Raw genomic sequence first — 21151 nt, 5'->3', positions numbered from 1 at the left:
GCCTACTTGATCTTGGCGGACTCGCTGGTCACGAAGAACTTGATGGCCGCGACGACGATGCCGACGATGACGATCACGGCGCCGGCCCACAGGACCTGCTCGATCGTGACGGAGCCGCGCTCGTCGCGCTGCCTGGTGACGCGGTCCTCGAGGGAGGCGAGCGAGGTCAGCGCCGCCATCTGGAGGGCGATGAAGAGCTTCAACATCGGGGTTCTTCCTTCCTGGTTGTTCGGTTGGCGGTCTGGGTGACCCTGGTTCTTTGGGGTCGGTGTTAGGTCGGTCAGGTGGTGAAGCGGAGCAGGGAGGGGGTGACGAGGATCGCCATGAAGACGATGCCGAGCAGGCTGGCTGGGATGTACATGCGCTCGGAGGTGGCGTTGGCCTTGCCGACCTCGGCGCTGAGCATCGCCGAGCGGAGTGCGGCGGCGCGGGCCCGGAGGTTGTTGTAGATCTGGGCTCCGTCCTGGCCGGACTGCTGCATGATGTCGGCGAGGTCATCGAGCTCGGGGACGGCGAGCTCGTCGGCGAGACCGTGCAGGGAGTCCCAGGGTGCGCGGGTCATGTAGCGGGCGCGGCGCAGCTCGCTCTCGATCCGCTTGAAGACCCACTTGTCGCCGACCTCGGCTGCCGAGCGCAGCGCCTGCTGGCCGCTGGATCCGTCGCGGACGCCGGTGGCCACCATGTCGATGTAGGCGCCCAGGGCGCGGCTGAACTCGATGCGGGCCTTCTTGGCATCGTCGGCGGCGTTGTAGTTGGGCATGAACCAGAACAGGGCTGCCAGGGCCAGCGAGCCGAGCGTCGGAATGGCGAACGGCAGCGGAAGGCCGATCAGAGTGAAGAAGGCGGCCAGCAGCGGCGGCATGATCAGGCCGAGCGCAGCCCAGACGACCTTCTCGCCGTAGAACCGGGTCTCGCTGATCTGCAGGATGGCCAGGTCCTTGCGAGGCGTGTGGGCCCAGGCGCCGCCGGGCAGGTTCTTCATCGCCCACAAGCCGATCCGATCGACCGCCGAGCCGGTGCCGGTGTCGACGTCGAGGCCGGGAGTGTTGCGGCGGGGCACGACGTGGTCAGGTGAGAGACGGTCCAGCGCGTCGACCAGGTCGGGGTCGGAGGGCGCGATGCGCCATACGAGCAGGGCGAGGGCCAGTCCGATGAGGGTGCCGCTGGCGAGCGCGATCTGCAAGCCGGTCATGCGAGCGCTCCTTCCTTCTCGCCCGGTGCCGTGCGCTGGGCGGCGCGGTGGGCGTTGCGGGCCTGGAGGTCGAGGAACCGCGGGAGCGGCTTGGCGACAGCCATCCGGCGCATCCACAGCAGCGTGGCCACGTAGGCCGAGAGCAGGACGGCGAGGATGACCTGGCCCAGCGGGGACCCGTAGGGCTCGATGTAGTCCCCGGTGAAGGCGAGCATGCCCAGCACACCGAGGGTGATCACGGTGACGGTGCGGGCGGTGGTGCGGGGCTTGGCCTGGTCGGCGGCAATCTGGCGGCGAGCGCGCACGTCGGAGGCGACGGTCTCAGCGAGGGCGTCCAAGGCCTTCGACAGTCCGGCCTGGCCGCGGCCGCTGGCGGCAAGGATCAGCTGGCTGGCGACGACGTCGCCGGTGGAGTCGTTGAGGTCCTCGGCGAAGGCGCGCAGCACGTCCTCGGTGCTGGCGGTGTTGTTCCACAACCGGGAGACCATCAGTCCGACCTCGCGCTCGATCGGCGCCGGCGCGGACTGCAGGGACTTAATGAGCGCCGAGCGCAGGGACTGGCCGGCGGTCAGCTTGCCCGACAGGGACCGCGTCCACTCCTCGAGCGCCTCGAGCTTCTCGATGCTCGCGGCCGCCGGCGGGGGCGTCAGCAACAGCGGGATACCGACGATCCCGGCCGGGACGAGCACGATCGCGATCACCCAGCCGGTCACCAGCGCGACCAGGAGGCCAGCCATGGCACCGCCGACCATCAGCATCCGGGTGCGCCGGTCGAGCCGGACGAACCAGTTCCCCAGCCGCCCGAACGGGGTGACGGTCCGGGCGGGCCGCGGCGGCTCCGGCGGCGCGGGGATTAGCGCGTAGACCATCCCGATCAGACCGATGACGATGAGCGCACCGAAGACGGCGGGCAGGAACGCAGTGCTCATGAGGTGGCCACCCCCGGGTTGGCCTGGGACTCGGCCTTGTACGCCTCGAGGTCGAACCCATGCCGCGCCAGCTCCTGGGCGAGGAAGTTGTCGAGCTTGCCGGTCGCGACGGCCTGGCCGAGCTGGTTAGGGGTGAAGATCGGGGTGGTGGCGTATCCCCTGGCGGCGTCGATGCTGGGCTGGACGACCAGGACCTCCTCGACCCAGCGCTGCTTGCGGAAGGTGCCGTCGGGATTGGCGACGACCTCCGAGCGCAGGTACATCACGATGTCGATCGCGGCGGCCAGCTTGCTGATCGCCAGCTCGCGGGTGACCTGGGGGCCTTTCTCCATGGCGCAGGAGACGAGCTTCTCGATCGTGTGCTCGGCACTGCGGGCGTGGGTGGTGCTGATCGAGCCCGGCCCGGACTCCATGGCCTTGAGCATGTTCCAGACCTCCGGGCCGCGGACCTCACCGACGATCTGGCGGGCGAGGCTGAACCGGAAGGAGTGGTGGATGGCCTCCTCGAGGCTGAACTCACCGGCCTGGCGGCCGTCGATGCCGACCTCGCCGGATCCGGGGCGGTGCTCCCACGCGTGGACGATCTTGTGGCGGTCGACGAGCTCGTGCAGGTGCAGCTCGAACTCGGTTTCGAAGGTGCCGATCATCTCCCAGGGCGGGATGCACGAGCACAGGGCCCGGACCCAGGTGGTCTTGCCGCTGCCTTGGACCCCGGAGACGACGATGCTCTTGCCCGCCCGCACGCAGGTTGCGACGAAGTCGGCCAGGACCGCGCTGCACGCCTTGCGGTCGTAGACCATCTCGTCCATCGACACCTCGCGCATGCTGTGGCGACGGATCACGACGGAGGTGTAGGCCATCACCCAGGAGCCGGCCGCGAGCCGCGCTCCCCCGGGCAGCCGGAGGTCCAGGTGCGGCCGGGCCTCGGTGAAGGGCCGGTTCTGCCGTGCGCCTAGGTCGGAGAGGAACTCGCGCAGCTCGTCCTCGGAGTCGGCGATCGGGGCGGCCTCCACAAGGGTGCCGTCGACCAGCTCCAGCCACACCGAGCAGACCGGGCCGCGGGCGATGACGATGATGTTCTCGACGTCCTCGCGCTCGACCAGGGGCTGCAGGCGGCCGAGCCCGAACAGGGCGGCGTGGAGGGCGGACTTGAGTGCCTTCTCGTGGTCCTTCGTCCACGGCGGACGGCCGGTCGAGACCAACGTCTCGGCCTCGGATTTGATGAGCTCCTCGATGACGTCGAGGCCCATCTGCTCGCGGTCCTCCTCGGTGACCCGACCACCTTCCTTGTCGAGCCGGGCGGTCAGTCGCGCGGAGATCTCAGCGCGGTATTGCGCGATCAGCTCCCAGTCCAGCTCGACCTCGCCATCCGTGCCGCGGGTGTCTTGGTGCTGCTCCGGTGCGGGCGCCACAAGCGGGCGCAGGCTGAACTCCGAGCGGGCGCGGCCAGGCATCTGGCCCTCGCCTTCGCTGGTCCAGGCGCCGGCGAAGATCGGCAGCGAGGTCGGGTCGTCGTCCTCGACGACCGGCGGGGGCGGCGGGGTGCCGTTGGAACCGCGTCCTCGGGCGAACGGCGAGGTCTGCTCACGGTTCGCGGGATGGCGGGCCTCAAGCCACTCGTCTGCGCGCAGCGGGTCGCGGCGGTTGGTCTCCGGGTGGTGTCCGTTGGTGCTCATGCGTGGCCTCCGTTCGTGGGAGCGAGGGCGGCCTGGTTGGCGCCGAGGATGGACTGGATTGCGGCGGTGCTGCCTCGGTAGCCGCGCCGCAGTCCGGAGGACTCGAACTTGCGTGGCTTGCGGGCGCCGTGGGAGTAGACCTCGGCCACCGCGGGCTCCCAGTCCACGGAGGCGACCACGGGGATCTGGAGGGCCTTGGCGATGTGGCGTGCGGTGTAGGGCCGGACTCGGGCGCCGGTGGGAAGCGAGGGCCAGCGTCGCTCCTCGTCGACGAGGAATCCCCCGAGACGGGAGAGCCCACCGACCGCGGCGAACTGTGCCCGCAGGGTCTTGGCCCAGCTGGTGGCACCGGCCAGGGCCGGCAGCGAGCTGCGGGTGACGAGCAGGGTCAGGTCGGAGGCAGCGATCAGCGGCTGGGGCCAGCCGGCGAGGCCGAGTCGTCCGGCGTCGACGATGACGTCCTGGCCGTTGCGGTCGAGGGCGCGCAGTTGCTCGGTGAGCGGTTCCCACAGGGGCAGCAGGCTGGGGGCCTGCTCGTGGGCCCGGATGCCGGGCAGGAACCAAGCAGACCGCTCGGCCGGCGCCTCGGGGTCCAGCAGCAGCGTCTCCCGGGGCAGTGCGTCCGCCAGCGTTCCTTCGCGCAGGGACAGGGCGAGGTTGATCAGGCCGCCGGTCGGCTCCTGGGCGCCCTGGAAGTAGCCGGCGAAGACCGAGGAGGATCCGGTCGGGTCTGCGTCGACCAGGAGCACGGGTCGGTGCCAGTTGAGGGTGAGCCCGAGCGCCGTGGTGGACACGCCGGGCGAACCGCTCGCGGAGGCCAGGACGATCACCGCCATGCCTCAGCGCTCCCGCGCGTCCAGGACGAGTGCGACCCGTCCGGTGGCAGCCCGGGCAGCCAGTTCGGCCGCCTCGGCTTCGGGCACCGCGACGTCGACGACGGTCTCGCCCGTCTCCTCGACCCGGTTAACACCAACGACGGTGGCCTCGATGGTGACCGGGTCTTCGTCGGTGATCTCGCCCTGGTCGCCGGGCGTGGTGACGATCCGGACGACGTCGCCGCCGTAGAGCGGCTCCGACGGCATCTGGGCGGGAGTAAGGCTGACGCCCACCAGGGACTCTCCCTCCCCCGGCACCAGGTTGTCGGTGACCGCCTGCGCGGTGAGCAGGGTGCCGGCCCACAGGTCGACGGCAGCGCGGCTGCCCTCGAGCACGGCCTTCTGGCTGCCGGGGACCGGGGTCAACGCCGGGTCGACGCTGACCCGCACGACGGCGAGGTCGCCGGCCTCGATGGTCTCGCCACGCTTGATGTCGTTGCTGACGACCAGGACCTCTTGGGTGTCGTTAACCGAGGTGAACGCGAACGCGGTCCCCAGGCCGCCGGCAGCGACAAGAGCCGCGCAGAGTGCCAGGACCCAACGCCTGCGGCGGCGCCTCAGCCGTGGGAAGTGGTTGTGGTCGGGAGGTGCCTTGACATTGGCGCCAACCTCGTCCCGTGCTTGTTGAGCAGTGTTCATCGACATGGATCCCCGAGTCCTCTCTTGTCTCGATCACCTACGTGTCAAGACGTGCCGGGAGCGGTCATCGCGAGCCCGACTCGATAGAATCACACTAGTGCATTTCTATCGAGAGAATCGTTCTCCACAGCTGACCGATTCCGAGATGTCATCGCCCGAGTCCTGACCGGAAGTGGTTGCGTGGCCCAATCCCCCCGATGGGACTGAGCGCTCGCACGCACCGAACATCCAGGTCAATGGGACCACAAATCGTGCGGACTTTTCGGGAGGAATATCTCCCTGTGGATTACGGTCAAACTCGGCGCCAGGCGCGCCCGTCTACGGCGCTGGACCTACCCGCGCCGCAGACGCTGCTGCCGGGCTTCCTGGAAGGCCGCGGCGACGACGTCGACTGTGTCCCCCAACCCACGCGCGAGACTCTCAAGCTGCCTGGCTGCTGGGAGTCTGGTCCAACGGCCCTGCTCCCAGGCGTAGTAGGTCGGCACAGCCACGTTGACGGCCGCAGCCAACTCGGGCACCGTCAGCCCCGCCTTCAAGCGCAGTGCTCTGAGATCAGGAACCTCACCCTCCGTGTGAATTAGACGAAGGGTCGGGATGTCGAGCGCTCTAGCAAGCTTGACCAAGAAGTCCGGTCGAGGAACCGACGCGCCCAGCTCCCAACGAGATATGCGCTCCCCACCGGCGGCACCAACTAGACGCGCCAACTCATGCTGGGTCAGGCCCGCCTTCTCGCGGGCGGCGCGCAGCACTGAGGGGTCGAGTCCGGAAACCATCGCTGACAGACACTAGTCGCAGCATGCGGGGAGCAGCCGCCGCGAATCTCCTCATCATTGAGCGACCTACGTGGTAGCCGCGATGGGCAGGAGGCGCTGGGACACGTCCGCTGATCCTGTCGGGCGTTGCGCCTGTGCGCGCTCGGTGGGCCTGGCCTCTTCATATCCGGACGCCCCACAGGTAGCACCGCCTCTGAACCGCGGCTGCCTCGGTCTGTCGGAGGTGACTCGTACCCTCAAAAAGGCCGGGGCGATCCAGATTCCTCGGCGAAAGCGAGGTGACCGCCGAAGGAATCTGGAGGGTTCGTGGAGGGTTACCGAATCCCGCGACAGGGCCAGCGATTACGGGAGTCGCAGCACGATTACTTGCTCGGGCTCGAGCCGCAGTTCACGGGGGTCGCCGGGGACCTGGGTTCCGTTGCTGGTGACGACGACCTTCTCGCCGGGTTCGGCTTTCACCCCACCGATCTGGGTGGAGGTCAACTGCACGCCCCATTGGGTAAACAGCTGGCCGAGGGTGAACACCTCGCCGACCGTGTCGGCCTCGATGTGGATGGTGCCGTCCGTCTCGTGGGTATGGACGGCCGACATCGCGCCGGTGGAGGGGTCGACCCCGATGTTCGCCGGCAGCTGGACCGGTTTCCCGCCGATGATGATCTCCAGCCGCGGGTGGTAGTGCTCGGCCGTGCCCATCGGTCCCAGATCGAGACCGGCTGCTTCGACCCGGGCGGGCACATCGTCGACGGGGGCTGGCCACGGTGGCATCGCTGTCGCATCGGCTTCGACCTGGCCGGCCGACGTGGGTGGCGAGGCAGCGCCATCGTCGTCTGGCCCGTCAGCGCCACCGCAACCCGTGAGCAGGAGGGCGGCAAGCACGACGGGCGTGAGGTAGATGAGACGTGTCGTCACAAGGAGCCTTCTGAGAGATCCGTCAGGTGTTCGGTCAGCAGCATGCACCACCCTCATCGCAGTCTTCCTGGTCGCGTTCGAAGAAGACCTCCGCCGGTGAGCAGCACAGGCCTCCTCGCCAGGCGCCGATGCCTTCCTTGACCGGGAGGGCGGCGATGAAGAGGGCGGCGATGGTGTCGGCCCACCACCAGCCGAACAGGCTGTTGGCGGCCAGGCCCAGCAGCAGCGCGGCGGACATCTAGGTGCACAGCAGGGTGTGCTTGGAGTCTGCGACGGCGGAGCTGAAGCCGAGTTCGGTTCCGGTGCGGCGCTGGATGAGCGATGCGATCGGCATCATCAGCAGGCTTAAGGGCGGCGCTGCCGATGCGAAGCCGAGGGTTGAGTGCTCGGGTGCCTGGCCGGTGATCGGGCTGCTTGTGGCGTCGTAGGTGACGAAGGCGGCGAGGCCGAAGAACGAGAAGGCGATCACCTTGAGCGCGACCTTCTCGTGGGCCTTGTGGTTGGTGCCGGCGAACTGCCAGGCCACGGCCGCGGCCGAGGACACCTCGATGACCGAGTCGAGGCCGAAGCCGAGCAGGGCGGCCGACCCCGCGACCGAGCCCGCGACGAGCGCGACAACGGCTTCGATGACGTTGTAGGCGATCGTGAATGCGACGACAGGCGCACCCGGCGGACCAGGACGGGGCGGGGCGGCGGGCGCGGCCCTGGCCTGAGGTCGGCGGCTTGGGCAGCACGGGAGAGGTTGCGCCGCCGGTCTCCAGGGGCAGGTTGGTGTTCACCAGGTGACCTCGTGACATTGCCGGGTGGGGGCTGTCTCGGTCTGGAGGGTGGCGTGTTCGATGCGGTGGCTCGATGAGAGCAATGCCTGGGCGTCGGTCAGGACCCGCTGGGGGTCAGCGTCGGGGGCGACAACGAGGTGGGCGGTGGCGACGTTCATCCCGGAGGTGAGGGTCCAGACGTGGAGGTCGTGGACGTCCTCGATTCCCGGCAGTGCTTCGAGGTCGGCGACAACCTGATCGACCTGCATGCCGTCGGGGACATGCTGGCCGAGCACAGCGAGCACCTGACGGCCCAGGACGATGGCGCGGACGGCGACGAAGAGTCCGATCGCGACGGCGACACCGGTGTCCCACCAGGTCTGGCCGGTGGTGGCGACGAGCAGGCCAGCGAGGATGACCCCGACGCTGCCGACTGCGTCGGCGACGACCTCAAAGTAGGCGCCCTTGACGTTGAGGGACTCGGTGGACCCTTCGCGCAGGAGCAGCATCGAGGCGATGTTGACGGCGAGTCCGATCGCGCCGACGACCAGCATCGCGCCGGTCTGCACCTCGGGTTCCGCACCAATCCGACCGACAGCCTCGACTACGACGTAGACCGCTACGCCGAGCATGATGAGCACGGTGAGTCCAGAGGCGAACACTTCGGCGCGGTAGGAGCCATAGGTACGCCGCCCGCTGGTGTCTTTGCGGGTCGCGATCCGGGTGGCGACCAGCGCGGCCCCGAGCGCCACGACGTCCGCGGTCATGTGGCCGGCATCGGAGATCAGGGCCAGCGAATGCGACCACAACCCGACGACGAGCTCGACCACCAGGAAGGTGGCAACCATGGCGAACGTGACCGCGAGCCGCCACCGGTACCTGCCGCCGGCGTGCCCCGCCGCCGCGGAGTGACTATGTCCATGTCCGTGTCCCATCAGCAGCATTCCTGCTCTTCAGTCTCGGTGCAGGCGTCGGGATCGGTCACCAGGATGATGTCGTGCAGGTCGGCCAGCGCGTGGGCGAGCCGCGCATCGGCAAGCTCGTAGCGGGTACGCCGACCCTCGGGGACTGCGACAACCAGGCCACATCCCCGCAGGCAGCCCAGGTGGTTCGACATCGACTGTCGGGTCACGCCGAGGTCGTCGGCGAGCTCAGCCGGATAGGCAGGGGCGACTCGCAGGTGCATGAGGATGCGGGCCCGGGTCGGATCGGACAGCGCATGCCCGAATCGGGCGAGGGCATCGAGCGAGGATGCGGTGGCGGTGACCATGATCCGGGATAGTACATGACTTGCTGTATTCATGACACGATGTATTGTGCTGGTCAGATCCGGAAACCGATGGGAGTCGCGATGCAGTTGCAGAACCGCGTGCCGCCTGTGGCGGTCGCGGTCGGCGCGGCCCTGGGCCAAGTGCTCGTCGCCAACTCCACGCCCCGAAGCACGGCGAGGACCCTCACCGCAACGGCGGTGGCGGCCGCTTCGACCGCCCTCCTCGCGTCGTCGGTCAGGGCGTTTCGGCGCAGCAACACCTCAGTGAATCCGCTCGACCCCGCTGTGGCCACGACCCTCGTCACCGGGGGGCCCAATCGCTTCACGCGCAACCCCATGTACGTCGGCATGGCCGGACTGCTGGCAGCTCACGCCGCCGCGCGGGGCCAGTGGGCTGCGCTTATCCCGGTCGCGGCGTTCGTCGCGTACATCGACCGGTTCCAGGTCGCACCCGAGGAGGACGCCCTGCGCGCACAGTTCGGCGAGGACTATGCGGCGTACGTTCGCAACGTGCCGCGCTGGCTCGACCTGAGGACCTTCCGGGCGGTCCGTCTCCCGGTGGAGGGGGTCGATTCCCCATGAGGAATAAGCAGGCGCCGCCGACGGCGTGGACGTTGAGCATGGTCGATCTGGCTGGTGGAAGGCCGGGATCGATCGCGGACACGATCTGGCCGATCTCGGCCACGTTGAGCGGTTGCGCCTGACCGCAGGGCGCGACGCCCATGATCTGGCGTAGGCCGCGACGGACACGTCGTACGACGATGTGGGCCGTCGGGCCACAAAGCCCTTCCTGGTAGTGGCGATACGCGATCGCCGAGCAGTTACCCGTCCAGGGTGCCCCCGGTCATAGCTCTAAGACCGTACCTAGGTGTACCGGATGCAAGCGCTTCGACAGCTCCGGCTCACACCGCTGCGAAGCATAGACTCCACCATCTGGTGCCGCCTCAGCGCCCAGATCCCCACATCATCCCCGGGCCCATGCCCCAGCCCTGATCAGACCAGGTGCCGCAGCCCATGCCGCCGCGCCAGTCGGTGTCAAACCACTGCGCGAGCCAGCGCTGCATCTGGACGATCTCGGTGTGTTGGTCATCTCGGATGGTTCGGGCCAGCTCTGCCACCTCGCCATGGTCAGTGCCGCGCCAGAGCAATTGCTGGGACATCATCACCGCGGCCATGTGGTGGCCGATCATGTCTTGCAAGAACGCCTGGTCGAGCTGGTCGCCGGAGAGTTCGGACAGGTCGCGCATCATCGGCCGATAGTCGAGCCCGGTGGACTGCTCCGGGTACCAGTCCTTGAGCCAGGACCGCATCTGCTGGATCTGCGCGGACTGGGTCTTCACGATCGACTCGCCGAAGGCCCGCATCTCGGCCCGGTCTGAGCGGGCGAGTTCGCCTGCGGCGGTGACCGCCTCCTGGTGGTGGGCGACCATCTCGGCCAGGTACTCGGGCTCGCTGGCCACGCCGGCCGAGCTCATCATTCCCATCATCGAGCCCCAGGAGTCGTCCCACCAACCAGGTGTACTGCTGGAGCCGCTAGCCATCATCCCGGGCCCCATCCGCCCCTGCGAGTCGTTGCCTTGGATAGCCCATGCAATCGCGCCGACAGCGGCCATGGTGGTCACTACTGCGACCACGACCAGGGTCACGACCAGTGCAGGCAGCCGTCGCATGGGAGTCTCCTGAGTTCCGGGGCGCTTCTCAGACTCCACGGTTTTGCCCACACGGCATCACCGGTAGGGCAGATCTGCCCACGACCGAGGGTCGGAGGTCCCCGGGCGCGCGCTGACCTGTGGCTAGGTGCGGCCGATGTCGCGGTGTCGGACGCCGGTCAGTCCGGCGAGGGTGAGTCCCGCAGCGATGCCAAGGAGCCAGGCGAGCGTGGTCCTGTCGAGGTGTCCGCCAGGCAGCTTGGGCAGGTGGGTGAACGGGGAGAGGTCGAGCAGGGTCTGGCTGACCTGAAAGACCGCGCCGATCATCATCAAGATGAGGAAGGCGACCCAAGCGACCCAGGCTGCCGGCGCGAGCCGGGGTAGCAACCCGAACAGTGCGACCACGATTCCGGTGAGGACCCAGACGCCGATCAGTTGCACCGTGGCCGCACCCAGCATCCGGGGGACCTGCCGTCCGAGGTCGCCGACGCTGACGCCGTATACCAGCCCCGCGACCAGGCCGGCCGCCGCCAGTGCCACTGCCGGGCCGAGCAGCGAGAAGGCCAGATGGCTGGCGACCCAGCGGAGACGCGCGGTCGCGGTGGCGAGCACCGGCTCGGCGCGGAGTTGTTCTTCCTCGGTCCGGAGCCACAGCGCGGCTTGTACTGCGTAGCCGGCGGCGATGAGGCCCAGGATGCCGAAAATGGCGGCAAGGAACACGTCGCTGGCCCCGGCCCGGCCCCCGATCCGTTCGAACATGTCCTTGAGCTGCTCGCTGTCATCGAAGAACTCGCCCGCGCTCTCGGCGGTGCCGGCGAACACCCCGGCGAGCACGACCAATCCCACCACCCAGCCGAGCATCGGTCCCCTCTGGAGCCGCCAGGCCAGGGCGACCGGGCCGCGCAGCCACGGGGTCGCCCGGGCCGGGCCCAGCCCGGGGCGGACCAGCCCGGCGCCGACGTCACGTCGCGCCGACAGCACGACAGCCGCGGAGGTGAGCGCGGCGACCATGACGGCAAAGAGGGCGAGGATCCACCATCGTTCTCCGGCGAAGGGCCGGATCTCGTTCGCCAGGCCGAGCGGGGAGAGCCACGACAGCCAGGACCGGCTGCCGCCCGCGCCGCCGACGTCGCCGGCGGCGCGGAGCAAGAACGTCATACCGAGCACGGCCACCCCGATGCCCCGGGCCGCCGCGGCGGTCTGGGTGAGCTGGGCCACCAGCGCACCGAGGGCGGCGAACGTCCACCCAACGGCGGCCAGCATCAGCCCAAACGCGATCGCGCCGGTAACAGGCAGGCCCTGGGCGATCTCCCCGGCCGCGGTGACCAGCGCCAACACCAGGTTGCCGGCCAAGGTCACGGCGAGCGCCGCCGCCAACCCGGAATGCCGACCAGCCACGGTGGCACCGAGCAGCTCACGTCGACCGGCCTCCTCATCGGCCCGGGTGTGCCTGATGACCATCAGCAGACTGACCAGCCCGTACGCCCACAGGAAATCGACCGAGGACCAGGTGGCCAGCGCCCCACGGGTGGTGCCGTACAGCGGCCCGTGCAGCATCAGCATCCCCGGACTCTCGGCCAACTCCACGAAACCGGCGGACGCGTTCTCGACCCCCAGGATCGGGTAGCCGGCCAGGAGCAGGATCCCCAGCGCCAAGAGCCAGCGGTCCCGGCGCAGGATCAGCCGGACCAGGGAGCCGGTACCGACCAGGGAATCGGCCGGGGCGTTCATCTGGTGCCGCCGGGCCCGGACGCTGTGGTGGCGGGCTGGGTTTCGTAGTGGCGCAGGAACAGCTCCTCCAGGCTGGGCGGCCGGCACACGATGTAGCGGACCCCCGCGGATCCGAGGAAGCTCAACACGTCCGGGAGCCCGGCGCCGTCGACCCCGAACCGGACCCGGGTGCCGTCGATGTGCAGGTCGTGGACACCGGCGAGGGTGCCCAAGTCCTGCGCCGGGCCGGTCACTTCGGCGGTGACCGAGGTGCGGGTCAGATGGCGAAGCTCGGTGAGAGTGCCGGATTCCACGGCCCGGCCGTCACGGATGATGGTGACCCGGTCACACAGCACCTCGACCTCGGCCAGAATGTGGCTCGACAGCAGCACCGTCCGGCCGAGCCGGTGACGGTCCTCTGCGATGACCTGACGGAAGGTCTCCTCCATCAACGGGTCCAGTCCGGAGGTGGGCTCGTCGAGGAGCAGCAGTTCGGCGTCGGAGGCCAGCGCGGCGACCAAGGGGACCTTCTGCCGGTTGCCCTTGGAGTAGGCGCGGCCCCTCTTGCGGGGGTCGAGGTCGAACCGCTCGAGCAGTTCGTCGCGGCGTTTCCCGTCCAGGCCGCCGCGCATCCGGCCGAGCAGGTCGATCACCTCACCGCCGGTCAGGCCGGGCCACAACGCGACATCGCCGGGCACGTAGGCGATCCGGCGGTGCAGCCGGGTGGCGTCCCCCCAGGGGTCGCCCCCGAGCAGTCGCGTCGTGCCTGCGTCGGCGCGCATCAGGCCGAGCAGGATCCGGATCGTGGTGGTCTTCCCGGCCCCGTTGAGGCCGAGGAAGCCGTGCACCTCACCCGCGCCGACGGCCAGGTCCAGGCCATCCAGAGCCCGGGTCGGGCCGAAGCTCTTGCGCAGGCCGGCCACCGTGATGGCTTCAGCCGTGGTTGTAGATGTCATCTGCGCTTCTCCCTTCAACGGGCTGCTCGGCGGCTCGGCGTGCACACGCCGAGGGACCGAGCCGCTCAGCTGCGCCGGGCGTCGCCGGGCAGGTAGTCGCCGCGGATTCTGATGACCGTGCCGAGGGGCCGCAGGCCGTGGCGGGGCAATTCGTAGAGGAACTCCTCGGCGGTGAATCGGTCGCGCTCGGGGTGGTCGAACAGGGCCCGGTAGCTGGGTCGGGCCAAGGCGTGGGCGGTGACCTCCTCGAAGTAGAAGACCCCGCCCGGGCGCAACACCCGGGTGATCTCGGCCAGCGCCGCGCGCCAGTCCTCGATGTGGTGGACGATCGCGAAGTCGAACGCGGCGTCGTACGCCTCCTCGCCCACACCCAGTGCGGCATGCAAGTCGGTGGCATCGCCGACTGCCAGCCGCACCCGGTCGCTGTGGTGGCGCAGGCGCCGCCGGGCCTTGCCGATCATCCGCGGGTCGAGGTCCACCGCGTCGACGTGCCCGGCGCCGAAGTAGTCGATGATCAGTGACGTGCCATAGCCGGGCCCGCAGCCGATCTCCAGCACCCGGGAGCCGGCCGGCAGCGGGCCGCCGAGCCGCCTCAGGGTGGGCGCCTCGTACCAGCGTTGAAGCGCCCGGCGGGCCGGGTTGTCGACCATCAACGTCTCGGTCCGGTTCATCAACATCGCGCACACCCTCTCGTCGGGACCCCTAGGAGTCAGCGCCAGAGCCAGGTGGCATCCGGTTTTGACGATCTATCTAGCTCGCAAGTTATCATCCAGATATGGCGATGATGCAAGAGGAGCGGGAGACGCTGGCCCCGGCGACCGCGCTGTTCCGCGGGCTGGCCGACCCAGTGCGGCTGGCGATCGTGCGGCAGCTCGTATCGGGAGAGGCGCGGGTCGTGGACTTGGAACGCCGTCTGGGTTTGGCCCAGTCCACGGTGTCGGCACACCTGGGGTGCCTGCGCGAATGCGGCCTCGTCGAGTATCGGGCGGTGGGCCGGCAATCGTTCTACTCGCTGAGCCGCCCCGAGTTGATGGGCCTGCTCGCCTCTGCCGAGACCCTGTTGGCAGCGACCGGGCAGTCGGTGGCCCTGTGTCCGAACTACGGCGACCCGAGCGGTGGCCTAAGCGGTGACCTGAGCGGGGCGACCGGCGAGGACGGCGCACGGTGAGTGCGGTGATCGCCATCGAGCCCCGAGTGGTCGGCGCGACCAAAGACCTGGGGCCGTCGCAGGGAGGAGTGTCCGGGACCCTGGCCTGCCGGCGGGACCGCGGCCTGATCGTGGGTCGTCCTGGGGCCGGCAGATGTACTACTCCATCGCCTCACACCGAGCTGATCGACCTGCTCTGCACGGCCGAGCTGCTGCTCGCCCTGACCGGCGAGGCCGTCGAGCTCTGCCCCACCTACGGTCCAGACGACATCCACACCGACACAGACACCGAGACCACGCCCACCAGCACTACAGAGGAAGTGGAACCGTGACGGACGCCTGCGGCTGCGGCCACGACGAACCCCGTACCGACGACGGCGAGCTGGAGGAGCAGGAACCCGAACGGCTGTGGGAGGTCAGCGAGCTCCGTTTCGCTGCCTTGGCCGGGGTCTTCCTGATCGCCGGCCTTATCGCCGACCTCAACGACGCCTCCGAGTCCGTCGTCACTGGCCTGAACGCGGTCGCACTGGCGCTGGGTGCCTGGACGTTCGTGCCCGGCACGCTGAAGCGGCTGGCCAAGGGCAAGATCGGGGTGGGCACACTCATGACGATCGCCGCCGTGGGCGCGGTGATCCTCGGCGAGGTCCCCGAGGCCGCCATACTGGCCTTTCTCTACTCCATCAGCGAGGGCTTGGAGGAGTACGCCGTAGCCCGCACCCGCCACGGCCTGCGCGCGCTGCTCTCGCTGGTCCCGGCCGAGGCCACCATCCTTCGTGATGGCGCCCAGGTCAGGGTCTCCCCCGCCGACCTGGTGATAGGTGACACGCTCCTGGTTCGCCCCGGAGAGCAGGTAGCCACCGATGGCGTCATCCGTACCGGCCGCACTGCCCTGGATGTCTCCGCGCTCACCGGCGAGTCAGTGCCAGTGGAGGCCGGCGTCGGCGACACCGTGTACGCCGGCTCGATCAACGGCACCGGCGTCCTCGAAGTCGAGGTCACCACCACCGCCGAGGACAACTCCCTGGCCAGGATCGTCAACATCGTCGAGGCCGAGCAGTCCCGCAAGGGCAACGCCCAGCGGCTCGCCGACCGCATCGCCAAACCACTGGTGCCGGGCATCATGATCCTCGCTGCCATCATCGCAGTCGCCGGCAGCCTGCTTGGCGATCCCGCGACCTGGATCGAACGCGCCCTGGTGGTCCTGGTCGCCGCCTCCCCGTGTGCACTGGCGATCTCCGTGCCGGTCACCGTGGTCGCCGCCATCGGCGCCGCCAGCCGGATCGGCGCCCTGGTCAAGGGCGGCGCCGCCCTCGAGGCCTTGGGCCGGATCCGTGCCGTCGCCCTGGACAAGACCGGCACCCTGACCCGCAACCAACCGTCTGTGGTCGAGGTCGCCACCGCCCCCGGCCAGACCCGAGAGCAGGTCCTCGATATCGCGGCCGCCCTGGAGTCCCGCAGCGAGCACCCCCTGGCCCGCGCGATCCTGGCCGACGTCCCCGACCACCGGGACGCTGAGGACGTCGAGGCGGTGACCGGCGCCGGTCTGACCGGAACCGTCGGCGGCCGGCTGGCCCGACTGGGCCGACCCGGGTGGATCCCCGCCGGCGAGCTCGCCGCACCCGTGACCGCCATGCAGGAGGCGGGCGCCACCGCGGTGCTGGTCGAGTACGACGGAGATCTGATCGGCGCCGTCGCGGTCCGCGACGACCTGCGACCAGAGGCCGCCGAGGTGGTCGCACGGCTCCGCGCTGGCGGCTACCAGGTCGCCATGCTCACCGGCGACAATGAGCGCACCGCCGCCGCCCTGGCCGCCCAGGCCGGCATCACCGACGTGCACGCCGAGCTTCGGCCCGAGGACAAGTCGGCCATCATCGCCCGGCTCCGCGAGGACCGGCCGACCGCGATGGTCGGCGACGGCGTCAACGACGCCCCCGCGCTGGCCACCGCCGACGTCGGCATCGCGATGGGCGCCATGGGCAGCGACGTGGCCATCGAGACCGCCGACGTCGCCCTCATGGGCGAAGACCTGCGCCACCTGCCGCACACCCTGACCCACGCCCGCCGCGCACGGTCGATCATGCTGCAGAACGTCGGACTTTCCCTCGTGCTGATCGCCATCCTGATCCCGCTGGCCGCCCTCGGCGTGCTCGGACTCGCCGAAGTGGTCCTGGTCCACGAGCTAGCGGAGATCTTCGTGATCGGCAACGGCGTACGTGCCGGCCGCGTCCGACCGCTTCCTCCCCCGCCGCCGGAACAGCCGCCCGTCGCTCCCGCGCCAGCGGAAGCCGGGGCCACGTGAGCCGGGGCCCGCTGAGCCGCGGTCTAGCGGAGGCAGGCACGCGGGTGCGGACTGGTCGTGTCGTAGTCCTGTTGGCGGCGGCCACGGTTGCTGGGATCGACCTGACCGCGAAGGCGGTATCCGAGGTCCAGCTGGCCAACTCTTCGGTCGATCTCGGGCTACTGCAGCTCAAATTGGCCCACAACTCCGGCGTCGCGTTCAGCATGGGCGACCGACTTCCGGTGGGCGTGATCGTGGCCATCACCGCGGCCATCGCCGTCACCCTGGCCGTGTACGCGTGGCGCAGGGCCCCGCACGCCGGGTGGGTCGAGCGGATCGCCGGCGGAGCGGTCATCGGCGGCGCCCTCGCCAACGTGGTCGACCGCGCCCGCGACGGCGTGGTCACCGACTACCTGCACACCGGCTGGTGGCCCACGTTCAACCTCGCCGACACATTCCTGGTCACCGGGTTCGTCGTGATCGCCGTGCTGCACGCCCGCCCAGAACGCACCAAGGAGACGGCTGCGGCGCCGGCGAAAAACCACACCGCCGCCCGGCCGGTCACGAACGACCCTCCACGGACATAGCCATCGCCTCCAGTGCCCAGCAGCGCGAGCCTGGGCGCCATGAACTCGGCTGTCGTCGCCACCGAGCAGGCACAGACCCCCTCGAGACCCAAGACGACGAAGAACGTCGAACCGAAGGAACGCCGAAGCATGAACGTGATCTCCTCCGCGTTGCAGGCTATTGGCCTGTTCCTGGTTACCAACATCGACGACATCATCGTCTTGTCCCTGTTCTTCGCACGCGGAGCCGGACAACGAGGTACCACCACCAAGATCATCGTCGGGCAGTACCTAGGCTTCGGCGCCATCCTGCTCGCCTCACTCGCGGTGACATTCGGTGCCGGGGTATTCCTTCCCGACGACGCCATCCCGTACTTCGGTCTCATTCCACTGCTCCTGGGTATTTATGCCGCCTGGCAGGTATGGCGTAACGGGGACGATGACGACGACAAGTTCGCCGATAAGCCCATCAGCGCGCTCACCGTGGCGGCAGTCACCTTCGCCAACGGCGGGGACAACATCGGGGTCTACGTGCCGGTGTTCCTCGCTGTCGGCACCGGCGCCCTGGTGGCCTATAGCATCGTGTTCCTGGCCCTGGTCGCTGTTCTCGTCCTCGCCGCCAGGTTCGTGGCCACCCGCAAGCCGATTGCAGAGGTGCTGGAGCGTTGGGAGCACATCTTGTTCCCGCTCGTCCTCATCGTGCTCGGCCTCGTCATCCTGATCGAGGGCGGCGCGTTCGGCCTCTGACAGCCCCGTCTAGGTGAGAGGCGAGGGACAGGCTTCGCCGACTCACCTCGTCGCGACGCCCCGTCCGGAAGGGATTGGGACTGTTGCCTTCAAGGACCTAGCTTTCGCTCGCTACGGCGCGCAGGCCATCCGCCAAGGCGACGCAGCCTCGGGAATCTGCGTCCGGCGGCCGCTGCGGTCGCAGCGATCACAGCAGTGACACCTGCCAGCGACAGGACTTGTCGGATCAGCGAGCCGTAGCGCACTGCGGGCGTCTGTGCGTCGATCAGGGGTACCTGAGCGACCGCAATGTCGGTTGTCCGGGGCGCCAGCCGGTCGCGGACGGTGCCGTCCGGGCCGATGACGCCGCTGATGCCATTGGTGGAGGCGACCACCACGGTGCGGCCGGTCTCGATGGCCCGAGCCCGGCTGATGGTGAACTGCTGCTGCAGCTGCGCGGTCCCGGTGAACGTGGCGTTGCTGGTCTGCACAGTCACCATCTCTCCATCGTTTTGGACCTGGTCGGTGACGGAGTCGTCAAACGCCACGTCGAAGCAGATCAGGTCCACGACGCGGGTGCCTGCGATGTCGAGCGGCTGGGTGCGCGTGCCGGCGATCATGTCGCGCGGGATCATGTCCAGACGCCCGATCTTGAGCCCGGAGAGCTGGCTGCGGAATGGCACGTACTCGCCGAACGGCACCGGGTGACGCTTGGTGTAGCGGACCTCGGTCAAGCCGTCCGGCAACCAGACCAGCCCCTGGTTGAGCACAGCGTCCGGACGAGGGCCGTCGACGATGGCGCCAACCAGCACCGGCACTCCGATCGCCGACACGGCCCGGGAGATCCCTGAGTTGGTCTGCGCGTCGCGGAACGGGTCGACGGCGGTGGAGTTCTCCGGCCACAACACGAAGTCGGGCTGTTCGACATCGCCGGACCGCACCTGCTGGGCGAGGCTGATGGTGGCCTGGACGTGGTTGTTGGTGACCTGCTCGTGCACGGCGACCAGGTCGTTCCCGGCGCCGGGCACGTCGCCTTGCACCGCGGCGACCGTCACGGTCGGCCGTCCGGCTTCCCAGGAGGAGGTCAACGAATCGGGCCTGAACTGGACGGGCGCGGAGCCGACCAGAAGTGCGGCCACGATGGCCGCACCCGCTCCAAGGGGGCGGGCTCGGCCCTCACGGACCATCCAGGCAAGCGTGGCGCCGGTTAGGGCAACCAGGAAGCTGACGCCGGTGGCGCTGACCCAGGGCAGCCACAGGGCGAACGGGGTGTCCACGGTGGCCCACGCCAACCGGGTCCACGGGAAGCCGCCGAGAGGCCAGGTCGACATTGCGGTCTCGACCGCCACCCACACGCAGGCGGTCCACCACGGCCAGCCGCGTAGCCGACCCACGAGCGCGATGCCGACCCCCGCGAGGGCGTAGTAGGCGGCGACCACCGGGCTGATCAACAGCCAGGCGTCGGTGCCGACTGCCCGCATCCACACCGTGAGGACAAGCGTGTAGCCGAGGCCGAACAGCAGCCCGAGGAGGAACCCTTGGCGCAGGGACACTCGCTGAAGCAGGAGCACCAGCGCAGCGACCGCCAACGGTAGGAGCCAGCGCTGCTCCCACGGAGCGCTGGCTCCTGCAGCGGCGATGCCGGCCAGCGATGCGCCCGCGAGTCGTGCGAGCCGGCTGCTGCGTCGAGGCTGGTAGACGGGACAGAGGGCCGTCACGTCCGGTGAGGCTGACCGGGCCGAGACGGAAGTCGGGGGCGCGGGTGGCACCGGTCACTCCTGCTCTGCCAGCGAGTCCAACAGCGTGGCGAGCTCCGCGCCGGAGAGTTCGCCGATCACCCGGTCCACGACCCTGCCGTCGGCATCCAAGGCGAGGGTCACCGGCAGCCCGGGGACGCGGGTGTCGCCGAGCACGACCCCGTCGATGTCGACGAGTTGTGGGTACGTCACACCTGTCCGGGCGAGGAAGTCGGCGGCCGCCTCGGGACGGTCCTGGGTGTTGATGCCGAGGAACCGGACATCGGGGTTGCGCCGGGCCGCGTCCGCGAGCATCGGCATCTCCTTGCGGCAGGGTCCACACCACGACGCCCACAGGTTGACCACGGCTGGGCCGTCGAGCCGGGAGACGTCAACCTTCCTCGACTCGTTGAGGCACGGCAGGTCCACCTCTGGCAGCCGATCGGCGTCGTCGTCGCCGGAGGCGTCGCGCTCCAACCCCGTGCAGCGATCGAGACCGTCCACTGCGATCGGCTCGACCGGCGGAGCCGCGAAGTCCTCGCCCGGCGCGTCGCTGGACGGTGCGCCACACGCAGTCAGCAGCGCGACAACCGCGACCCCGGCGACCCTCCCCGTCAAGACACGTCCGCCCCGGCTGGGTCGTCCCATTTTCCCTACCTGCTGTCTCGGTCGCCGGTGCCGGCGCGGTGGACCTGATTGCTACTACGTACATTAGGACCCGGCTGCGGCGCGATCCGAAGCACCCTACCCCCGTTGCCCTGGAGGAGCTCCACCATGAGGACCAGCCGGTCGAGATCCCGGGTGCGCGGCCTGGCCTGCCTGGTTGCCGTGGCTGTGACCCTGTCGGCTTGCGCCGCCGACGGCAGGACCCCGACCGCCACCGACGGGGTCGTCGAGGTCATCGCCGCTGGAGACCGACAACAGGTCGAGCCGTTCACGGGCGAGCTGCTGGATGGCGGTCGCTTCGACAGCACCTCCCTGGCCGGCAAGGTGGTCGTGTTCAACGTCTGGGGGTCCTGGTGCGCGCCGTGTCGCACCGAGGCACCCGTGTTGAAGCGGGTCTCGGAGGAGTCCCAGAAGCTGGGCGTGCGGTTCGTCGGGATCAACGTGCGCGACAACGACGCCGCGGCGCGGGCGTTCGAGGACAGCTACGGCGTCGAGTACCCCAGCATCACCACCGACACCTCGACCGATGCGGTGCTCGCCTTCGGTCCGGCGCTGCCGCCCAGCGCAGTGCCGAGCACCATGGTCGTCGACGCCCAAGGTCGCCTCGCCGCCAGAATCGTCGGCCCCGTCGACTACTCGACGTTGTCGACGATCGTCACCGAGACCGCAGCGGAATCGGGGGCCGGGCAGTGACTG

General features: G+C 69.4%; 25 protein-coding genes. 7 read left to right on the top strand and 18 right to left on the bottom strand.

What is annotated here, in order from left to right; genetic code table 11:
• Positions 1–2 precede the first annotated feature (2 nt).
• The 12 genes from NOCA_RS12725 to NOCA_RS12675 all read right to left on the bottom strand — a co-directional run bounded on the left by NOCA_RS12725 (position 3) and on the right by NOCA_RS12675 (position 9021).
• Complete coding sequence (locus tag NOCA_RS12725) at positions 3–206, bottom strand: hypothetical protein (protein WP_011755675.1); 204 nt, start codon at positions 204–206, stop codon at positions 3–5.
• A 74-nt stretch (positions 207–280) separates the two neighbouring features.
• On the bottom strand, positions 281–1192 hold the full coding sequence (locus NOCA_RS12720; protein WP_011755674.1) for a type II secretion system F family protein: 912 nt from the start codon (positions 1190–1192) through the stop codon (positions 281–283).
• Complete coding sequence (locus tag NOCA_RS12715) at positions 1189–2121, bottom strand: type II secretion system F family protein (RefSeq protein WP_011755673.1); 933 nt, start codon at positions 2119–2121, stop codon at positions 1189–1191. The genes NOCA_RS12720 and NOCA_RS12715 overlap by 4 nt, the downstream gene beginning before the upstream one ends.
• Positions 2118–3797 (bottom strand): CpaF family protein, encoded by a 1680-nt coding sequence (locus tag NOCA_RS12710; protein ID WP_011755672.1) that lies wholly within the window; start codon positions 3795–3797, stop codon positions 2118–2120. Before NOCA_RS12710 ends, NOCA_RS12715 begins: the two co-directional genes overlap by 4 nt.
• Positions 3794–4633, bottom strand: a complete 840-nt coding sequence (locus NOCA_RS12705; protein WP_011755671.1) for a hypothetical protein — start codon at positions 4631–4633, stop codon at positions 3794–3796. The genes NOCA_RS12710 and NOCA_RS12705 overlap by 4 nt, the downstream gene beginning before the upstream one ends.
• A 3-nt stretch (positions 4634–4636) precedes the next feature.
• Positions 4637–5317 carry an SAF domain-containing protein gene (locus tag NOCA_RS12700; protein ID WP_197687763.1) on the bottom strand — a complete coding sequence of 227 codons (681 nt, stop codon included), beginning with the start codon at positions 5315–5317 and terminating at the stop codon, positions 4637–4639.
• 326 nt (positions 5318–5643) lie between these two features.
• A complete protein-coding gene (locus NOCA_RS28675; RefSeq protein WP_011755669.1) occupies positions 5644–6084 on the bottom strand; it encodes a helix-turn-helix domain-containing protein in 441 nt (146 codons plus the stop codon).
• 342 nt (positions 6085–6426) lie between these two features.
• The gene (locus NOCA_RS12690) at positions 6427–6960 is read right to left on the bottom strand and encodes a hypothetical protein (RefSeq protein ID WP_238383471.1); all 534 of its coding nucleotides are present in this window, start codon (positions 6958–6960) and stop codon (positions 6427–6429) included.
• Positions 6961–7027: 67 nt separating this feature from the next.
• The gene (locus NOCA_RS27985) at positions 7028–7231 is read right to left on the bottom strand and encodes a hypothetical protein (protein ID WP_197687764.1); all 204 of its coding nucleotides are present in this window, start codon (positions 7229–7231) and stop codon (positions 7028–7030) included.
• Positions 7232–7519: a hypothetical protein gene (locus tag NOCA_RS27980; protein ID WP_197687765.1), complete on the bottom strand. Its 288-nt coding sequence runs from the start codon at positions 7517–7519 to the stop codon at positions 7232–7234. It lies immediately after the preceding gene.
• 249 nt (positions 7520–7768) lie between these two features.
• The gene (locus NOCA_RS12680; RefSeq protein ID WP_011755667.1) at positions 7769–8686 is read right to left on the bottom strand and encodes a cation diffusion facilitator family transporter; all 918 of its coding nucleotides are present in this window, start codon (positions 8684–8686) and stop codon (positions 7769–7771) included.
• Positions 8686–9021, bottom strand: coding sequence for an ArsR/SmtB family transcription factor (locus NOCA_RS12675; RefSeq protein WP_011755666.1), 336 nt, complete (start codon positions 9019–9021; stop codon positions 8686–8688). The genes NOCA_RS12680 and NOCA_RS12675 overlap by 1 nt, the downstream gene beginning before the upstream one ends.
• A gap of 81 nt (positions 9022–9102) precedes the next feature.
• On the opposite strand from NOCA_RS12675, the gene NOCA_RS12670 reads away from it, so the two are divergent.
• Positions 9103–9603: a methyltransferase family protein gene (locus NOCA_RS12670; RefSeq protein ID WP_011755665.1), complete on the top strand. Its 501-nt coding sequence runs from the start codon at positions 9103–9105 to the stop codon at positions 9601–9603.
• Positions 9604–9965: 362 nt separating this feature from the next.
• On the opposite strand, the gene NOCA_RS12665 is transcribed toward NOCA_RS12670, so the two are convergent.
• The 4 genes from NOCA_RS12665 to NOCA_RS12650 all read right to left on the bottom strand — a co-directional run bounded on the left by NOCA_RS12665 (position 9966) and on the right by NOCA_RS12650 (position 14013).
• A complete protein-coding gene (locus NOCA_RS12665) occupies positions 9966–10667 on the bottom strand; it encodes a DUF305 domain-containing protein (RefSeq protein WP_049774344.1) in 702 nt (233 codons plus the stop codon).
• 147 nt (positions 10668–10814) lie between these two features.
• Positions 10815–12401, bottom strand: a complete 1587-nt coding sequence (locus NOCA_RS12660; RefSeq protein WP_011755663.1) for an ABC transporter permease — start codon at positions 12399–12401, stop codon at positions 10815–10817.
• A complete protein-coding gene (locus NOCA_RS12655) occupies positions 12398–13336 on the bottom strand; it encodes an ABC transporter ATP-binding protein (RefSeq protein WP_011755662.1) in 939 nt (312 codons plus the stop codon). Before NOCA_RS12655 ends, NOCA_RS12660 begins: the two co-directional genes overlap by 4 nt.
• Before the next feature lie 65 nt (positions 13337–13401).
• Positions 13402–14013: a class I SAM-dependent methyltransferase gene (locus NOCA_RS12650; protein ID WP_011755661.1), complete on the bottom strand. Its 612-nt coding sequence runs from the start codon at positions 14011–14013 to the stop codon at positions 13402–13404.
• A gap of 98 nt (positions 14014–14111) precedes the next feature.
• Here NOCA_RS12650 and NOCA_RS12645 point away from each other — a divergent pair, with 98 nt between their 5' ends.
• From NOCA_RS12645 to NOCA_RS12625, 5 genes are all read left to right on the top strand, one after another.
• Positions 14112–14504 (top strand): ArsR/SmtB family transcription factor, encoded by a 393-nt coding sequence (locus NOCA_RS12645; RefSeq protein WP_011755660.1) that lies wholly within the window; start codon positions 14112–14114, stop codon positions 14502–14504.
• Positions 14501–14815 (top strand): hypothetical protein, encoded by a 315-nt coding sequence (locus NOCA_RS12640; protein WP_011755659.1) that lies wholly within the window; start codon positions 14501–14503, stop codon positions 14813–14815. The genes NOCA_RS12645 and NOCA_RS12640 overlap by 4 nt, the downstream gene beginning before the upstream one ends.
• Positions 14812–16782, top strand: a complete 1971-nt coding sequence (locus tag NOCA_RS12635; RefSeq protein WP_011755658.1) for a heavy metal translocating P-type ATPase — start codon at positions 14812–14814, stop codon at positions 16780–16782. Before NOCA_RS12640 ends, NOCA_RS12635 begins: the two co-directional genes overlap by 4 nt.
• Positions 16783–16826: 44 nt before the next feature.
• Positions 16827–17348 (top strand): signal peptidase II, encoded by a 522-nt coding sequence (lspA, locus tag NOCA_RS12630; protein WP_011755657.1) that lies wholly within the window; start codon positions 16827–16829, stop codon positions 17346–17348.
• 129 nt (positions 17349–17477) lie between these two features.
• The gene (locus NOCA_RS12625; RefSeq protein WP_011755656.1) at positions 17478–18074 is read left to right on the top strand and encodes a cadmium resistance transporter; all 597 of its coding nucleotides are present in this window, start codon (positions 17478–17480) and stop codon (positions 18072–18074) included.
• Between the two features lie 89 nt (positions 18075–18163).
• Here the strand turns inward: NOCA_RS12625 and lnt are convergent, their stop codons facing one another.
• Complete coding sequence (gene lnt, locus NOCA_RS12620) at positions 18164–19771, bottom strand: apolipoprotein N-acyltransferase (protein WP_140404098.1); 1608 nt, start codon at positions 19769–19771, stop codon at positions 18164–18166.
• A 54-nt stretch (positions 19772–19825) separates the two neighbouring features.
• The gene (locus NOCA_RS12615; protein ID WP_041546515.1) at positions 19826–20407 is read right to left on the bottom strand and encodes a TlpA family protein disulfide reductase; all 582 of its coding nucleotides are present in this window, start codon (positions 20405–20407) and stop codon (positions 19826–19828) included.
• A 156-nt stretch (positions 20408–20563) separates the two neighbouring features.
• On the opposite strand from NOCA_RS12615, the gene NOCA_RS12610 reads away from it, so the two are divergent.
• The gene (locus tag NOCA_RS12610; protein ID WP_011755653.1) at positions 20564–21148 is read left to right on the top strand and encodes a TlpA family protein disulfide reductase; all 585 of its coding nucleotides are present in this window, start codon (positions 20564–20566) and stop codon (positions 21146–21148) included.
• Positions 21149–21151: the final 3 nt, after the last annotated feature.

The organism is Nocardioides sp. JS614 (assembly GCF_000015265.1).
Taxonomy (GTDB): Bacteria; Actinomycetota; Actinomycetes; order Propionibacteriales; family Nocardioidaceae; genus Nocardioides.
Note: the sequence above shows the minus strand (reverse complement) of the source record. Positions and strands in the feature narration are given on the sequence as shown.

Coding starts and splice junctions, on each gene's coding strand:
- NOCA_RS12725 (WP_011755675.1), bottom strand. CDS start 206: ATGTTGAAGCTCTTCATCGCCCTCCAGATGGCGGCGCTGACCTCGCTC.
- NOCA_RS12720 (WP_011755674.1), bottom strand. CDS start 1,192: ATGACCGGCTTGCAGATCGCGCTCGCCAGCGGCACCCTCATCGGACTG.
- NOCA_RS12715 (WP_011755673.1), bottom strand. CDS start 2,121: ATGAGCACTGCGTTCCTGCCCGCCGTCTTCGGTGCGCTCATCGTCATC.
- NOCA_RS12710 (WP_011755672.1), bottom strand. CDS start 3,797: ATGAGCACCAACGGACACCACCCGGAGACCAACCGCCGCGACCCGCTG.
- NOCA_RS12705 (WP_011755671.1), bottom strand. CDS start 4,633: ATGGCGGTGATCGTCCTGGCCTCCGCGAGCGGTTCGCCCGGCGTGTCC.
- NOCA_RS12700 (WP_197687763.1), bottom strand. CDS start 5,317: ATGTCGATGAACACTGCTCAACAAGCACGGGACGAGGTTGGCGCCAAT.
- NOCA_RS28675 (WP_011755669.1), bottom strand. CDS start 6,084: ATGGTTTCCGGACTCGACCCCTCAGTGCTGCGCGCCGCCCGCGAGAAG.
- NOCA_RS27985 (WP_197687764.1), bottom strand. CDS start 7,231: ATGTCCGCCGCGCTGCTGCTGGGCCTGGCCGCCAACAGCCTGTTCGGC.
- NOCA_RS12680 (WP_011755667.1), bottom strand. CDS start 8,686: ATGGGACACGGACATGGACATAGTCACTCCGCGGCGGCGGGGCACGCC.
- NOCA_RS12675 (WP_011755666.1), bottom strand. CDS start 9,021: ATGGTCACCGCCACCGCATCCTCGCTCGATGCCCTCGCCCGATTCGGG.
- NOCA_RS12670 (WP_011755665.1), top strand. CDS start 9,103: ATGCAGTTGCAGAACCGCGTGCCGCCTGTGGCGGTCGCGGTCGGCGCG.
- NOCA_RS12660 (WP_011755663.1), bottom strand. CDS start 12,401: ATGAACGCCCCGGCCGATTCCCTGGTCGGTACCGGCTCCCTGGTCCGG.
- NOCA_RS12655 (WP_011755662.1), bottom strand. CDS start 13,336: ATGACATCTACAACCACGGCTGAAGCCATCACGGTGGCCGGCCTGCGC.
- NOCA_RS12650 (WP_011755661.1), bottom strand. CDS start 14,013: ATGTTGATGAACCGGACCGAGACGTTGATGGTCGACAACCCGGCCCGC.
- NOCA_RS12645 (WP_011755660.1), top strand. CDS start 14,112: ATGGCGATGATGCAAGAGGAGCGGGAGACGCTGGCCCCGGCGACCGCG.
- NOCA_RS12625 (WP_011755656.1), top strand. CDS start 17,478: ATGAACGTGATCTCCTCCGCGTTGCAGGCTATTGGCCTGTTCCTGGTT.
- NOCA_RS12610 (WP_011755653.1), top strand. CDS start 20,564: ATGAGGACCAGCCGGTCGAGATCCCGGGTGCGCGGCCTGGCCTGCCTG.